The sequence below is a fragment of the Rhodococcus sp. IEGM 1330 genome, from assembly GCF_033142445.1.
Taxonomy (GTDB): domain Bacteria; phylum Actinomycetota; class Actinomycetes; order Mycobacteriales; family Mycobacteriaceae; genus Rhodococcoides.
The window spans coordinates 582,280-596,989 of the sequence record NZ_JAWLSB010000002.1 but is presented as its reverse complement, the minus strand read 5'-3'; the positions used below and the strand labels follow the sequence as shown (position 1 = coordinate 596,989).

Below are 14,710 nucleotides of genomic sequence, written 5' to 3'. Positions count from 1 at the left end.
CATCATGGCCCACACCGAAATGGACCGAGCCGCGTGGTGTGGACTTCGATCCAGGTATCGATCGGATGACTCGTGACTAGAGTTGCCCCTGATGCTCGCCCGTACCCCGACGAGTCGAACAGCAGCGAACGGGAGGATGCGTGGCCTACTACCGGCAGCTCGGTTCGGTTCCGCCGAAGCGCCACACCCAGCACCGAACTCCCGACGGCACCCTCTACTACGAGGAGCTGATGGGCGAAGAGGGCTTCTCGTCGGACTCGTCTCTGCTGTACCACCGCCACATACCGTCGGCTATCGTCGACGCCACGGTCTGGGAACTGCCCGATCAATCGACGACGCCCAACCATCCACTCGTGCCGCGGCACCTGAAGCTGCACGAGCTGTTTCCGGAGTCCGTCATCGCAGACACCGACGTCGTCACCGGTCGACGCCTCGTTCTCGGCAACGCCGACGTCAGACTGTCCTACGTCGTCGCGTCGAAAACCTCACCGCTGTATCGTAATTCGATCGGCGACGAGATGGTCTACATCGAATCCGGTTCTGCCACTGTCGAAACGGTGTTCGGCGCACTCCATGCGCAGCAGGGCGACTACGTGCTCATTCCGCGCGCAACGACTCACCGCTGGATTCCCGACGGCTCCCTGCGCGCCTATGCAGTCGAGGCCAACAGTCACATCGCGCCACCCAAGCGCTTCCTGTCGACGTACGGCCAGCTGCTCGAGAACGCTCCCTACTGCGAACGCGATCTGCACGGCCCCACCGAGCCCCTACTCGTCGACGGCGACGACGTCGAAGTGCTTGTCAAACATCGCGGTTCGACGGGCATCGTCGGAACCCGATACGTCTACCCCAACCACCCGTTCGACGTGGTGGGGTGGGACGGCTGTCTGTACCCGTACACGTTCAACATCTCGGACTACGAACCGATCACCGGACGCGTGCATCAACCACCGCCTGCGCACCAGGCCTTCGAGGGGTCCAATTTCGTGATCTGCAATTTCGTTCCGCGCAAGGTCGATTACCACCCATTGGCCATTCCGGTGCCGTACTACCACTCCAACGTCGACTCCGACGAGATCATGTTCTACGTCGGCGGCGACTACGAGGCCCGCAAGGGATCTGGAATCGGCCAGGGATCGATCTCGGTACACCCGGGCGGTCACGCTCACGGGCCGCAACCCGGTGCCTACGAACGCAGCATCGGTGCCGAGTTCTTCGACGAACTGGCCGTCATGGTCGATACGTTCCGTCCCCTCGAACTCGGCGAAGGAGCGCTCGCATGCGAGGACACCGGCTATGCGTGGACCTGGGCCGGCCGAGGACCGAACCGATGATCCCGCCGTTCTTCCGTCGACTGTGCGACGACGACGCCACCTTTCCGCCCGGCAACGCGCCGCTCGATGTTGCTGTGGCACAACACCTCGAATACCGGGCCAGTACGTTCGCAGACCTGGTCGGTCCGCTCGTCGTTCCCATCGATCGGGTGACCGAGCTCGACTTGGGCGCTCGGATGCAGGTGTCGTTGACAGCCTCCCAAGGTCCCGAGACGGTCGAGGCCGGGCTCCGTGCCGCCGACCGTACGGCCGGAGTGACGGTCGTGGCCATCGAGGTCACCGTGCCCGACGGCATCGATATCGATGCACTGCGGACCATCACTCAGGACATCGACATCTATGTCGAGATTCCTCGAGACTCCCGACGAGACGACATCTTCGACGCCGTCGACGAGTTCGGGTATCGCGCCAAGTTCAGGGCCGGGGGCATCACCGCGGACCTGTACCCGAGTGAGCAGGAACTCGCGTCGGAGATATACGAGGCCGCGCAGCGAGAGATTCACTTCAAAGCCACTGCCGGACTGCACCACGCGGCCCGTAACACCGATCCAAACAACGGTTTCGAGCAACACGGCTTTCTCAACGTAATACTTGCCGCCGAAGCCGCGCACAGCGGCGCCAGGGTCGGCGAACTCGAAAAGATACTGTCGATCCGGGACGAGGAAATCCTGGCCGGCATTGTGGCCGGTGTCGAAGGTGAACGCGCATTCGCGTCGTTCGGCACCTCCCGCATCCGCGAACCTCTCGACGATCTCGTCCGCCTGGGTCTCATCCCACCCCAGTGACGAAGGAGCGCCGTTCGTGACGCACATCGACATCACCACCGATTCCGAGTTCGGAATCGACAACCTCCCGTACGGCGTTTTCAGCACTCCGGACACGGACGCTCGTGTCGGAGTCCGGTACGGCAACAATGTGATCGACCTGTACGCAGCTCTCGGTGATGCCGATTTCGCGTCGCCCAGCCTGAACGCGTTCATGGCCCGCGGACGCAATCGATGGATGGAGGTGCGCACGTCCGTCACCGACCTGCTCATCAGTGGCACGACCCCGGCGGAAGCAATCGTGTCCGTTTCCGATGTCACGATGCATCTGCCGTTCGAGGTGGCCGACTACGTGGACTTCTACGCCTCCGAGTACCACGCGTCCAATCTCGGCCGACTCTTCCGGCCCGATGCCGAACCGCTGCTACCGAATTGGAAGCACCTGCCCGTCGCGTATCACGGCCGGGCAGGCACGGTTGTCGTCTCCGGCACCGACATCACTCGACCGTGCGGCCAACGTAAGGCACCCGACGAGCTCTCGCCCACCTTCGGTCCGAGTCGGCGACTGGACATCGAAGCCGAGATGGGCTTCGTCGTCGGCGTTCCGTCGGATGGTCCCATCTCGCCGGATCAGTTCTCCGAGCACGTGTTCGGTGCCGTCGTCGTCAACGACTGGTCTGCTCGCGACATCCAGGCCTGGGAGTACGTGCCGCTCGGGCCGAATCTCGGCAAGAGTTTCGCGACGTCCATCTCACCCTGGGTGGTTCCCCTGCTCGCTCTGGAGCAGGCGCGAACCTCGACACCGGTGCAGGATCCAGAGCCGCTCGCATACCTCCGCGAATCTCTTTCCTGGGCTTTGGACATCGACCTGACCGTCGCGTGGAACGGCCACGTCGTCTCTCGCCCGCCGTACAGTGCGATGTACTGGTCCCCCGCTCAGATGCTCGCGCACGAGACCAGCAACGGCGCGACATCGCGAACCGGCGATCTGTTCGCATCGGGCACCATCTCGGGACCCGAGAAGAACCAACGCGGCGCGTTCATCGAATTGACCTGGGGTGGAGCCGAACCCGTCGTCCTCGGGTCGGAGACCCGGACGTTCCTCGAGGACGGGGACGACGTCGTCATCGCCGCCAGCGCTCCGGGTCCGAACGGTGCACGCATCGGCTTTGGAGACGTCCGTGGCCGGATCGTATCGGCCTGAGCAGATTCGAGGCCCGTACCACAGCTTCCGAAGTATCGGTAGGTCCCTTCGGTGGATTTCCCTTCTCGAACGATGGCCTGCGGGTGGATGCCTGCGATTCCCGCACCCCGGAGACTTGATTACACAGCGAGGTAATCGAACACCGTAAGAAACCCGGGAGTGCAGTGAACGTCATGGTCCGTAATACGTTGAGCCGACGAATCTTGTTGGTGGGGTTGGCGTCTGCGCCGATTGCACTGTCGGCGGGATGCTCGCTGAGTCAGTCCACTCCGGGATCCGCCTCGTCCGGTGTCGTGGCCGCGGCGTCGAATGGCGTCCGCCGGCCACTTCCGGTGCCGCCCCTGGCAAACTCCACCGTCGATGCCGCCGGTGTCCGCCACTTCACGCTCACCGCACAGGCGGGCAACACCGAGATGCTGCCGGGTGTGCAGACCCCGACATGGGGTTTCAACGGTTCGATCCTGGGGCCGACGATCCGGACCAGGCGCGGCGAAACCGTCGCGTTCACCATCGACAACGCGCTGCCAGAGGACACCACCGTGCACTGGCACGGTGTGCACGTCCCGGCGCGATACGACGGCGGACCCCACCAGACGATCACACCGGGCGGACGCTGGGAACCGACGTGGACGGTGAACCAGCCGGCGGCAACGCTGTGGTACCACCCTCACCCGCACGGGGCCACCGAGAAACATGCCTACCGGGGACTGTCGGGAATCTTCCTGATCGACGACGACGATTCCGATTCTCTCGACCTGCCGAAAACCTATGGTGTGGACGATTTCCCCTTGATCATCCAGGATCGCCGGTTCACAGCAGACGGTGCTCTCGACGAGTCCGACCCGACCGACGCAGGCCTGCTCGGCGACACGATCATCACGAATGGAATCGCCGGCGCGCAGTTGCAGGTGAGCACCGAACTGGTGCGACTACGAATCCTGAACGGTTCCGGAGGACGGATGTACAACCTCGGATTCGCCGACGACCGTGATTTCACGATGGTGGCCAGCGACGGCGGACTGCTCACCGAGCCGTTGCCGCTGAGCCGCATCACACTCAGCCCCGGAGAACGAGTCGACATCGTCGTGGCGGCCGGCGGTAGTTCTCCGATGATGCTGCGCGCGTTCCCGTTCGACGATCAACCAGGTATCGACCGGGACATCGCGTCCGAGTACGGACTGACCGATTCCTTCGACATGCTCGAGCTCCTACCGGTCCCCAAACCCGAACGATCCCCGGCGTTGCCACTCGTGCTCGCCGACATTCCCCGCCTCGACCCGGCCACCGCAGTCGCCGAGCGTCGTTTCGACCTGCAGTGGTTCATGATCAACGGCGAGCAGATGGACATGAATCGTGTCGACTTCAGCCCGGCCGTCGACACCACCGAAGTGTGGACGATCCACAACGCGGACAACTGGCCGCACAACTTTCACGTGCACGATGTCCAGTTTCAGATCCTCGACATCAACGGTGCGAAGCCTCTGCCTGCGCTGGCAGGGTGGAAGGACACTGTCTACGTTCCTCCTGGCACCACGATCCGGTTGATACTGCGGTTCACCGAGTACACGGACCCGACGTTTCCGTACATGTTCCACTGCCACCTGATGCGGCACGAGGATCAGGGCATGATGGGCCAGTTTCTGGTGCTCGGACCGAACCAGACGGCAACCCCGATGCAGATGCCGGCCGACACACCCATGCAGCACGGCGGTCATTGAGCGCCGTCGACTGATCGTGCTCCGTCGATGTCAACCACGCCGATAGGCCCACACTGCCAGTCGTACTCTGTTGTTGCACTCGGTCTTTGCCATCAAATTCGCCACGTGTGTCTTGACCGTCGAGACTCCCAGATGCAAGCAGTCCGCGATCTCCTGGTTTCCCAAGCCCTCACTGACGAGCCCGAGAACCTCGATCTCCCGCGGGCTGAGCTCCACGTTCTCTGTGCGCTCGACGGCACGCCCCTCCTCGACTGCCCGGTTCACCAGCCTTCGCAACAGGAATGGCGAGAACGGGAGTTCGCCGTCGGCGACGCGACGGATGGCGTCCAACAGTGCGGCCGGTTCGGTGTCCTTGACGAGAAATCCGGCTGCTCCGGCTGCAAGAGCCGGGTAGAGGTGATCGTCGTCGTCGAAAGTGGTGAGCACCAGCACCTTCGGTGCGGAGCTGGAACCCAGGATATGTCTGGTGGCCTCGATTCCGTCGAGGCCCGGCATCCTCAGATCCATCAGGATGACATCCGGTGACATCTCGGCGGCCAGACGAATCGCCTCCGCACCGTTGGCACCTTCGCCGACGACATCGATATCCTCGGTCGACTCACAGAGCATCCGCAGCCCTGCCCGGACCAGGCGCTGATCGTCGACGATGAGTAGGCGAATCATCGGCCACGCTCTGCTTCGGAGAAGGTGAGCGTGGCACGGACGGACCAGCTCTCGTTCTCGACGCCGACCTCGAGCGTGCCCCCGGCGAGCGCGACACGCTCTGCCATGCCGATCAATCCGTGCCCGGCAGGGTCGACGGCCCCGGCAGAGTCGTCGAGACGGCTGACTACGGACGCGATCACGCCGTCGTGCTCACGGACGACCGAGACAGTCACCGGTTGGGCAGGATCCGCGTGCTTCATGACATTGGTCAACGACTCCTGAACGACCCGGAGCAGGGTGAGCCTTCCGATCGTGTCCAGCTCGCCGAGGTCGGTATCCACCTCGGCGTCGACGGTGATCCCCGTGGCGCGGGTGCGCTCGATGGCTGCAGCGATCTCGGTCGAGACCGCATCTGCCTCCACCGACGCGACCTCTCCGGGCGAGGGATCCCGAAGCGCTACGAGAAGTCTGCGTATGTCGTCCAGAGCACCTGACGCGGTGGCGTGGACGTCGTCGAGCACACTTCGCACGCGCGGGTCCGCCTCTGCCACGACATGCTGTGCGACGCCGATCCGCAACACGATCGATGCCATGTGATGGGCCACCAGATCGTGCAGCTCCCGGGCCAGCGCGGCGCGTTCGGCCAGGCGGGCCCGGGCCGAATCCTCCAGCCTTCGCATGTCGGCGTCGGCGGCTCGCGCCCGATACGTGGCGGCCAGGTTGCGCTGAGCCCGCAGGTACAGCCCGAACAACAACGGCAGGCCGACAACGGCGAGAGTCTCGACCGCAGTGGCAGGACGCCAGAAGGTCGATGACTCACCGGCGGCAATCCCCCACAGAACCGCTACCGTCCACCACACGCTGGCCACGACCACCGGCGCGCGCCGTGTCGATCGCATCGCCACCTCGGCCACACCGGCCGCGCCGAGATAAGGAACCAGCTCCGACAGCCCCCACGCGTCAGCGAGGAACATGGGCACCGCCAGCGCCGACAGCGCGAGCGAGACCGGTAGCGGCCACCGGCCGCCCAACAGAAAGACGGTCGCCGCGGCCAGCGCCGCTGACCAGTACCAGAGCGGCACCTGGTACTGGTCAGGAAAATTGCTGGCCAGTAGCAGCAGCGGCACCAAGGCCAAGGGCACCCCGCGCACCCAGGGCAGGAGATTGCGGCGCGGGGATATCTCGATCACTCCTTCACAGTAGATAGCAGGCATGGCCAGGTGCTCGGACGGATTGCATCGGGTGGCACCGCTCGCGCCTGGGGTCGAGTCGACGACACCTCACTCCCGCGTGGGTCGGTAGGCAGGGGCTTTCGGCGTCCGGTCGGGTTCTGCTGTGTTCAGCAACGGCATCGTTCGGAACTCGACCAGTTCCGAGAGCACGACCACACTGGTCGACCGCGCGATCGTACGAGACTGGTTGAGCACGATCAGTGTTCGCTGCAGATCGTCGTGCGACGCAGCTGCGACTCGGCACAGCACATCTCCCGAACCTGTGGTCGCGAAGGCTTCCAAGACGCCGGGGATCCGCTCCAGAGTAGCGACGACGTCGCCGAGCGCACCTTGTGCGATCTCCAACGTGACGAATGCTTGAACTCCGTAACCCGCTGCAGCCAAACCGATTCGCGGTCGATAGCCGGTGATGACGCCGCTGTCTTCCAGCCGCTGCAACCTCGCCGTCACCGTCGCCCGTGCGACACCCAGCGTTCGCGACAGCTCGAGCACGCCGATCCTCGAATTGTCCTGCAGCGCAGTGAGCAGTGCTCGGTCCAATTCGTCCAATGTGGATTCCATGTCGCACCTCGTCACTCGAATGCTTTTTCTAGACGGATCGTATAGCAATTCCTTGATTCACCTGCTCGATCTGCACAGCTCAGACAGCACAACTTGGGTTGATTGACGGCCCATCGGTCAGATGTTCTGCTCATCGGAACAACTGGTCGACACGACACCGCATCGGCAGCAGGGAGCCTTCATGAGCCTCGACAACATCCTCAACGATGACGAAAGACTGGCCGATCTCGATGCCGAGCAATTGCGTCAGCTCGTCGGTCTGGTCGAGTACGACGACAAGCGCGACCCCTTCCCGGTCAGCGGGTGGGACGCCATCGTGTGGGTGGTCGGCAACGCGACGCAGACCGCGCACTTCTTCCAGTCCGCGTTCGGCATGGAGCTCGTTGCGTACTCGGGCCCGACGACCGGCCAACGTGACCACCACGCCTACGTACTCACATCCGGCGCAGTGCGTTTCGTGATCAAGGGAGCCGTCGACCCCGACAGTGATCTGGTGGCACACCACACGCGCCATGGCGACGGCGTCATCGACATCTCGCTGGCCGTGCCGGATGTGGATCGATGCATCGAGCATGCGCGAGCCCAGGGCGCGCGAGTACTGCAAGAGCCGACCGACATGTCCGACGAGCACGGCACGGTCCGTACTGCGGCCATCGCAACCTACGGCGACACCAGGCACACGTTGGTGGACCGATCCCGATACACCGGTGCCTACCTCCCCGGTTATGTGCCACGCACGTCGACGTTGCAGCGACCGGTAGGCGCTCCCAAGCGCATCTTCCAGGCCCTCGATCATGTGGTCGGCAATGTCGAGCTGGGCAAGATGGACGAGTGGGTCGACTTCTACCACCGCGTCATGGGCTTCACGAACATGGCCGAGTTCGTCGGGGCCGATATCGCCACCGATTACTCCGCGCTGATGAGCAAGGTCGTCTCGAACGGCAACCACCGGGTGAAGTTCCCGCTGAACGAACCGGCCATCGCCAAGAAGCGTTCACAGATCGACGAGTACCTGGACTTCTACCGCGGCCCAGGCGCACAGCATCTGGCACTTGCCACCAACGACATTCTCTCCTCGGTCGACGCACTCCGCGCGGCAGGCGTCGAATTCCTCGCCACCCCAGATTCTTACTACGAGGATCCCGCACTGCGAGCCCGTATCGGTAACGTCCGAGTGCCGATCGAAGAGCTGCAGAAGCGCGGAATTCTCGTCGACCGAGACGAGGACGGCTACCTCCTCCAGATCTTCACCAAGCCACTGGTCGACCGCCCGACGGTGTTCTTCGAACTCATCGAACGCCATGGCTCGCTCGGATTCGGCATCGGTAACTTCAAGGCCCTGTTCGAGGCCATCGAGCGCGAGCAGGACGCACGCGGCAACTTCTGACTTGGGCTACCGTCCCAAACCACCTCGGTCCTCGTCGAAGATCAGCCATGTGCGGGTCGCCCGAACGCCGTCGAGCGATTGCAGCCCCTCCAGCACCACTTGCCGCAAACTCTCGTTGTCGGGAGTCCTGATGAGTACCAGCACGTCGAAATCCCCTCCGAGCAAACTGAAATGGTCGACGAATTCCATCGACCTCAGCCCCTCGGACACGGTCCGCCACGAATCCTGACGGATGGACAACGCGATGAACGCCGAGGTCCCGAGCCCTGAGGCCGCGTGATCCACCTGCACGGTGAACCGTTCGATGACGCCCGCATCCTTGAGCCTGTCGACGCGCGTATAGGTATGTGCCCGAGAGAGATTGAGTCGATCGGCCAGCACCCGCATCGAGACCCGACCGTCCGAGGTCAGCTCGGCGAGGATGCGCCGATCCGTGTCGTCCAGTTCCACACGTCTCGAGACGTCGTCCATTCGTCCGCTCCTACCTCGTGGTTCGCTGCACCGATCGGACACATTTCATGCCTGCGTCGGAATTGGCAGCCATATGTCTGCAATTCTACGACCATCGGACTTCTTCCTCGCAGAACCGGCCAGAATCGCCGTACAAGCCGATTTCAGGAGAGTGCGACATGACGACCGTCGAGAAGGTAGCGGCAACGTCCTACCAACAGTTCATGCCCGCCGACCGTCCCGTGCAATACCTCGCACCGGACGGGGCGGGTGTCGACAGCGCCGCACGCTATGCGCGGCCGTCCGACGAACGCCTGCTGGAGATGTATCGCTCGATGGTGCACGGTCGCCGATTCGACCAGCAGGCAACAGCGTTGACCAAGCAGGGCCGGCTCGCGGTCTATCCCTCCTCCCGCGGACAGGAAGCCTGCCAGATCGCCGCAGCCCTCTGCCTGGGTGAGCAGGACTGGATGTTCCCCACGTACCGCGACTCGATGGCTCTCGCCGCGCGAGGCGTCGACCAGGTGGAGTTGCTCGGCATGCTCGCCGGCTACTGGCACTGCGGCTACGATCCGACCGCGTACAAGGTGGCACCCCAATGCACACCTCTGGCAACACAATTGCTGCACGCGACCGGCTTCGCGTACGCAGAGGCCAAGCAGGGTCGAGACACCATCGCCCTCGCCTTCTGCGGCGACGGAGCCACCAGTGAGGGCGACTTCCACGAGGCCCTCAACTTCGCCGCGGTGTTCCGGGCCCCGGTGATCTTCCTGGTGCAGAACAACGGATTTGCGATCAGCGTTCCACTCGCGCGCCAGAGTGCAGCTCCGTCGTTGTCGCACAAGGGCGTCGGCTACGGCATCGGCAGCGAGCAGGTCGACGGCAACGACCCGATTGCGATGATGGCCGTGATGGACGAGGCCGTGAAGTACGTCCGAGCAGGCAAGGGACCGGTGGTCGTCGAGGCGCACACCTACCGCATGGACGCCCACACCAATGCCGACGATGCCACCCGCTACCGCAAGGCCGATGAGGTCGAGGGATGGTTGGCCCGGGATCCACTCTCACGCTTGGATTCCTACCTCGGAGGCCGGGGCGTTCTCACCGACGAGCTCCGCGAGCAGATGACCGTGTCCGCCGACGCCGATGCTGCAGCCTTGCGCGCCGGCATGAACGTCGAGCAGGACGTCGACCCCGAGGACTTGTTCCGGTTCGTCTACTCCTCCCCCACCCCCGGCCTGACCGAACAGCGAAATCAGGTCGCCGCCGAAATCGCTGCAGGAGAACTGTCATGACCACGATGACCATGGCCGGAGCCCTCAACGCCGCCCTGCGCGATGCATTGACCGAGGACGAGAAGGTCGTCGTGTTCGGCGAGGACGTCGGCACGCTCGGCGGCGTCTTTCGCGTCACCGACGGACTGACCCGAGACTTCGGCGACGACCGCTGCTTCGACACTCCGCTCGCTGAATCGGGCATCGTCGGATTCGCGATCGGAATGGCGATGTCGGGCTACAAGCCCGTCGTCGAGATGCAGTTCGACGCCTTCGCCTACCCGGCCTTCGAGCAGATCGTGTCCCATGTGGCCAAGCTGCGCAACAGAACTCGCGGCGCACTCACCGCGCCGATGGTCATTCGCATTCCGTTCGCCGGTGGTATCGGCGGCGTCGAGCATCACTGCGACTCATCCGAGGCCTACTACGCCCACACCCCAGGTTTGAAGGTCGTCTCCCCGTCCACCGTCGCCGACGCGTACTCACTGATGCGTGATGCCATCGCCGATCCCGATCCGGTGATCTTTCTCGAACCGAAGCGGCTGTACTTCTCCAAGGACGACATCGAGCTGACCAAGACCGAGCCGATCGGCACGGCCGTCGTGCGCCGTGCCGGTACCGACGTCACACTTCTCGCCTACGGACCCACCGTGTCTGTGGCCATGCAAGCCGCAGAGTTCGCGGCCGAGGACGGCCGGAGCGTCGAGGTGATCGATCTGCGGTCGCTCAATCCGTTCGACGACGTGACCGTTGCGGCCTCGGTACGTAAGACCGGACGCTGCATCGTGATTCAGGAAGCGCAGGGCTTCTCCGGCGTCGCCGCGGAGATCGCCTCACGGGTATCCGAGCGTTGCTTCCATCACCTACACGCTCCGGTACTGCGGGTGACCGGACTCGATATTCCCTACCCTGCACCGAAACTCGAGCACTTCCACCTGCCGTCCGCCGACCGCGTCCTCGACGCGATGGACCGACTGCAGTGGAACGATGCTCCCGACCTCAGCAAGGCGGTCACAGTATGAGCATGCAGGTATTTCTGCTCCCCGATCTCGGTGAAGGACTGACCGAGGCCGAGATCGTGGAGTGGAAGGTCAAGCCCGGCGATACCGTCACCATCGATCAGGTCGTCGTCGAAGTGGAGACAGCGAAAGCCTCCGTGGAGGTGCCCTGCCCGTTCGAGGGTGTCGTCGGCGAACTGCATGCGGCCGAGGGCACCTCACTCGCCGTCGGCGCTCCCCTGATCAGCATTACCGGTGGTGCCGTCGCCGATACCCCCGCTGCCCACGAGCGATACCGCGAGGAAGAACGCGCCGGTTCGGGGAACGTACTGATCGGCTACGGCACGGGACACGGCCCGACCGGCCGCCGGAAGCGGAGTGCGGCTCCGCCGCAGGTGAGCGGAAACTCGACCCAGGCTACGAATTTCCACTCACATGCACCGAAGGTGCTCTCCCCCATTGTTCGGAGCATGGCGCTTCAGGGTGGGCTCGATCTAGCCGGCATCGCAACCTCGGGCGGCCACGGAGTGATCACACGCGCGGACGTCGAACGCGCCTTGGCCGGTTCGCCCGTTGCTTCCTCGTCGGAGGGGGTCACTCGAATCCCCATCACCGGGATTCGTAAGACCATCGCCGACAGGCTCTCTCGTAGTCGCTCGGAGATCCCCGAGGCGACCGTCTGGGTGGACGTCGACGCGACGGCGCTTATGCAGGCCCGACGCGACCTCGATGCTTCCATCGACGGCGTGAAAGTGACGTTGTTGGCGGTGCTCGCCAAGCTCACGATGATCGCGCTGGCGAAGTTCCCGGAGCTCAACAGCACGGTCGATACTGCTGCGGGCGAAATCCTGCGTTACGAGAGCGTCGGACTCGGCATTGCCGCGCAGACCGATCGCGGATTGATGGTTCCCGTTGTGCCGCAGGCCGACAAGGCCGATCTGAAGGAACTTGCCGAGAGGCTGGCCGAGTTGACCGAACTCGCACGGACCGGCTCTCTTCCTGCAGCTCGCCTGAGCGGCGGAACGTTCACGCTCAACAACTACGGGGTGTTCGGGGTCGACGGCTCCGCTGCGATCATCAATCACCCCGAGGCAGCGATCCTGGGCATCGGACGCATCATCGACCGACCCTGGGTGGTCGACGGCGCACTTGCCGTGCGCAAGGTAGCGCAGCTGTCGTTGGCCTTCGATCACCGAGTATGCGACGGCGGAGTGGCCGGCGGGTTCCTGCGCACTGTTGCCGATTTCGTCGAGAACCCCGTCGTGGCATTGGGATCCGTCCGATGAGCGATGTCGACGTTCTCATCCTCGGCGGCGGATCGGGTGGGTACTCGTGTGCGCTGCGGGCCGAACAGCTCGGTCTGTCGGTTGCGTTGGTGGAGGAGGACAAGCTCGGCGGTACATGCCTGCATCGTGGGTGCATCCCCACCAAGGCTCTGCTGCACACGGCCGAGGTGGCCGATGCGGTGCGCGGGGCTGCTCACGTCGGCGTCACTGCATCACTCACGGGTGTGGATATGCCTGCGGCACTGGATTATCAGCACAGCGTGGTGGCCGGTCTGTACGCCGGGCTCCAGGGCTTGCTGAAGCGTCCGGGTATCGAGATCGTCTCCGGCCGTGGCCAGGTGGTCGGCCCTCGCACCGTCGAGGTGGCGGGTCGACGCATCACCGGGGCCTCACTGGTCCTCGCCACCGGCTCGTATTCACGCACCATCCCGGGTATCGAACTAGGACCTCGTGTCCTCACCAGCGACGGGGCGTTGGCACTGGGTCGCGTCCCGGAGTCTGTCGTCGTACTCGGCGGCGGGGTCATCGGTATCGAATTCGCCAGTATCTGGGCATCGTTCGGCGCCAAGGTCACCGTCGTCGAGGCCCTCGATCGCATCGTTCCCGGTGAAGACGAGTGGGCTTCGAAGCAGCTGACCAAGGCATTGCGCAAGCGCGGTATCGACATTCGTACCGGTACCAAGGTCGAGAGCGTCATGGAATCTTGCGACGACGTCTCGGTGGCTTTGTCATCCGGGGACACTCTTTCGGCGGATCTCGTCCTGATGTCCGTCGGCCGCGGGCCCCGCACCGATGGTCTGGGTCTGGCCGAGCAGGGCGTCGCTACCGAACGCGGCTTCGTCACTGTCGACGACAATCTGCTCACCACCGCAGAGGGCGTCTATGCCGTCGGTGACATCGTGGCTGGCTATCAGTTGGCTCATCGAGGTTTTCAGCATGGCATGTTCGTTGCCGAGCACATTGCCGGCCTTTCGCCCGCACGCATCGACGGCGATCTCGTTCCACGCGTGACCTATTCACATCCCGAGGTGGCGTCGGTGGGTCTCACCGAGAAGGCGGCGGAGGAGAAATACGGAACGGTGACTTCGGTGGTCTACGACCTGGGCGGCAACGGCAAGAGCCGAATCCTCGCCACCGCAGGCGGAGTCAAGGTGATTCGCGCACGTGATGACGGCCCGATCGTCGGCGTCCACCTCGTCGGCGACCGTGTGGGTGAATTGATCGGTGAGGCCCAACTTGCGGTCGCGTGGGAGGCATTGCCGTCCGAGGTCGGTAGCTTCGTGCACGCTCACCCCACGCAGAGCGAAGCGCTGGGTGAGGCAATGATGGCGCTGTCGGGACGGCCGTTGCACGCGCACAGCTGAGGACGGGCGCTCGACAAATTGCTCCATCGAGCCGAACAACTGCTGTAGTTCCGGGGGGCCAGTCGCGGTCCCGCCATGGCGTGGTCGGTTACTGCCCAGCGACTGGTCAATCGGCAAACTGGCAAGCGGTACGACGCCCTACATGTTCCTAGACGATCTACATGCTGCGTAGACGCTGCGTTAGCTCACTTCACGGATTCAGTCCTTGAGGGTCCCGCCACAGATTCCTGCGCCGACACTCGCTACCGCGGGTGACCCCGAGGTCGCAACTAGACTACGAAGAAGTCGACGCCAAGGGTTTCGTTGAACCGCATGACGAACCACAACCTCTCGACAGGGTAGGGCAATTCCGGCCCAGCAGACCGCGCGCTCGGAGTGACCACCCTTGGTTTGCCGAACGTATTATTGGCACGGATAGATACGACATTCCGCCCGCCTCGCTGTAGTGTGAGTCACAGAAAGGACTCAATGGTCACGGTCGGCATACACACCA

At 63.8% G+C, this 14,710-nt stretch carries 13 protein-coding genes; 9 read left to right on the top strand and 4 right to left on the bottom strand.

The genetic code is table 11. The features are described from left to right. Positions 1-140: 140 nt before the first annotated feature. From R4P57_RS07700 to R4P57_RS07685, 4 genes are all read left to right on the top strand, one after another. A complete protein-coding gene (locus R4P57_RS07700; protein ID WP_317802241.1) occupies positions 141-1,334 on the top strand; it encodes a homogentisate 1,2-dioxygenase in 1,194 nt (397 codons plus the stop codon). Next, positions 1,331-2,119 carry a hypothetical protein gene (locus tag R4P57_RS07695; protein WP_317802240.1) on the top strand — a complete coding sequence of 263 codons (789 nt, stop codon included), beginning with the start codon at positions 1,331-1,333 and terminating at the stop codon, positions 2,117-2,119. Before R4P57_RS07700 ends, R4P57_RS07695 begins: the two co-directional genes overlap by 4 nt. A 16-nt stretch (positions 2,120-2,135) precedes the next feature. Next, positions 2,136-3,302: a fumarylacetoacetase gene (gene fahA / locus R4P57_RS07690; RefSeq protein WP_317802239.1), complete on the top strand. Its 1,167-nt coding sequence runs from the start codon at positions 2,136-2,138 to the stop codon at positions 3,300-3,302. A 173-nt stretch (positions 3,303-3,475) separates the two neighbouring features. Beyond that, a complete protein-coding gene (locus R4P57_RS07685; RefSeq protein WP_317802329.1) occupies positions 3,476-5,020 on the top strand; it encodes a multicopper oxidase family protein in 1,545 nt (514 codons plus the stop codon). A 30-nt stretch (positions 5,021-5,050) separates the two neighbouring features. Here R4P57_RS07685 and R4P57_RS07680 read toward each other — a convergent pair whose 3' ends face one another. The 3 genes from R4P57_RS07680 to R4P57_RS07670 all read right to left on the bottom strand — a co-directional run bounded on the left by R4P57_RS07680 (position 5,051) and on the right by R4P57_RS07670 (position 7,458). After that, positions 5,051-5,683 carry a response regulator transcription factor gene (locus tag R4P57_RS07680; RefSeq protein ID WP_317802238.1) on the bottom strand — a complete coding sequence of 211 codons (633 nt, stop codon included), beginning with the start codon at positions 5,681-5,683 and terminating at the stop codon, positions 5,051-5,053. Further along, positions 5,680-6,855, bottom strand: a complete 1,176-nt coding sequence (locus R4P57_RS07675) for a sensor histidine kinase (protein ID WP_317802237.1) — start codon at positions 6,853-6,855, stop codon at positions 5,680-5,682. Before R4P57_RS07675 ends, R4P57_RS07680 begins: the two co-directional genes overlap by 4 nt. Before the next feature lie 90 nt (positions 6,856-6,945). Further along, positions 6,946-7,458: an Lrp/AsnC family transcriptional regulator gene (locus tag R4P57_RS07670; protein ID WP_317802236.1), complete on the bottom strand. Its 513-nt coding sequence runs from the start codon at positions 7,456-7,458 to the stop codon at positions 6,946-6,948. 181 nt (positions 7,459-7,639) lie between these two features. Between R4P57_RS07670 and hppD the strand changes: the two genes are divergently transcribed. Continuing rightward, positions 7,640-8,845 carry a 4-hydroxyphenylpyruvate dioxygenase gene (gene hppD / locus R4P57_RS07665; protein ID WP_317802235.1) on the top strand — a complete coding sequence of 402 codons (1,206 nt, stop codon included), beginning with the start codon at positions 7,640-7,642 and terminating at the stop codon, positions 8,843-8,845. 6 nt (positions 8,846-8,851) lie between these two features. Here hppD and R4P57_RS07660 read toward each other — a convergent pair whose 3' ends face one another. Further along, positions 8,852-9,316 (bottom strand): Lrp/AsnC family transcriptional regulator, encoded by a 465-nt coding sequence (locus R4P57_RS07660; RefSeq protein WP_317802234.1) that lies wholly within the window; start codon positions 9,314-9,316, stop codon positions 8,852-8,854. 158 nt (positions 9,317-9,474) lie between these two features. On the opposite strand from R4P57_RS07660, the gene R4P57_RS07655 reads away from it, so the two are divergent. From R4P57_RS07655 to lpdA, 4 genes are read left to right on the top strand one after another with little or no spacing between them, the layout of a single operon-like run. Then, complete coding sequence (locus R4P57_RS07655) at positions 9,475-10,590, top strand: thiamine pyrophosphate-dependent dehydrogenase E1 component subunit alpha (protein ID WP_317802233.1); 1,116 nt, start codon at positions 9,475-9,477, stop codon at positions 10,588-10,590. Further along, entirely contained in the window at positions 10,587-11,591 is a 1,005-nt protein-coding gene (locus R4P57_RS07650) for an alpha-ketoacid dehydrogenase subunit beta (RefSeq protein ID WP_317802232.1), read from the top strand. Before R4P57_RS07655 ends, R4P57_RS07650 begins: the two co-directional genes overlap by 4 nt. Next, positions 11,588-12,853, top strand: coding sequence for a dihydrolipoamide acetyltransferase family protein (locus R4P57_RS07645; RefSeq protein WP_317802231.1), 1,266 nt, complete (start codon positions 11,588-11,590; stop codon positions 12,851-12,853). The genes R4P57_RS07650 and R4P57_RS07645 overlap by 4 nt, the downstream gene beginning before the upstream one ends. After that, positions 12,850-14,217: a dihydrolipoyl dehydrogenase gene (lpdA, locus tag R4P57_RS07640; protein WP_317802230.1), complete on the top strand. Its 1,368-nt coding sequence runs from the start codon at positions 12,850-12,852 to the stop codon at positions 14,215-14,217. Before R4P57_RS07645 ends, lpdA begins: the two co-directional genes overlap by 4 nt. Positions 14,218-14,710 lie beyond the last annotated feature (493 nt).

Excerpts from the sequence above, each read along its gene's own strand:
- R4P57_RS07695 (WP_317802240.1), top strand. The coding sequence starts at position 1,331 with ATGATCCCGCCGTTCTTCCGTCGACTGTGCGACGACGACGCCACCTTT.
- R4P57_RS07685 (WP_317802329.1), top strand. The coding sequence starts at position 3,476 with ATGGTCCGTAATACGTTGAGCCGACGAATCTTGTTGGTGGGGTTGGCG.
- R4P57_RS07680 (WP_317802238.1), bottom strand. The coding sequence starts at position 5,683 with ATGATTCGCCTACTCATCGTCGACGATCAGCGCCTGGTCCGGGCAGGG.
- R4P57_RS07670 (WP_317802236.1), bottom strand. The coding sequence starts at position 7,458 with ATGGAATCCACATTGGACGAATTGGACCGAGCACTGCTCACTGCGCTG.
- hppD (WP_317802235.1), top strand. The coding sequence starts at position 7,640 with ATGAGCCTCGACAACATCCTCAACGATGACGAAAGACTGGCCGATCTC.
- R4P57_RS07660 (WP_317802234.1), bottom strand. The coding sequence starts at position 9,316 with ATGGACGACGTCTCGAGACGTGTGGAACTGGACGACACGGATCGGCGC.
- R4P57_RS07655 (WP_317802233.1), top strand. The coding sequence starts at position 9,475 with ATGACGACCGTCGAGAAGGTAGCGGCAACGTCCTACCAACAGTTCATG.
- R4P57_RS07650 (WP_317802232.1), top strand. The coding sequence starts at position 10,587 with ATGACCACGATGACCATGGCCGGAGCCCTCAACGCCGCCCTGCGCGAT.
- R4P57_RS07645 (WP_317802231.1), top strand. The coding sequence starts at position 11,588 with ATGAGCATGCAGGTATTTCTGCTCCCCGATCTCGGTGAAGGACTGACC.
- lpdA (WP_317802230.1), top strand. The coding sequence starts at position 12,850 with ATGAGCGATGTCGACGTTCTCATCCTCGGCGGCGGATCGGGTGGGTAC.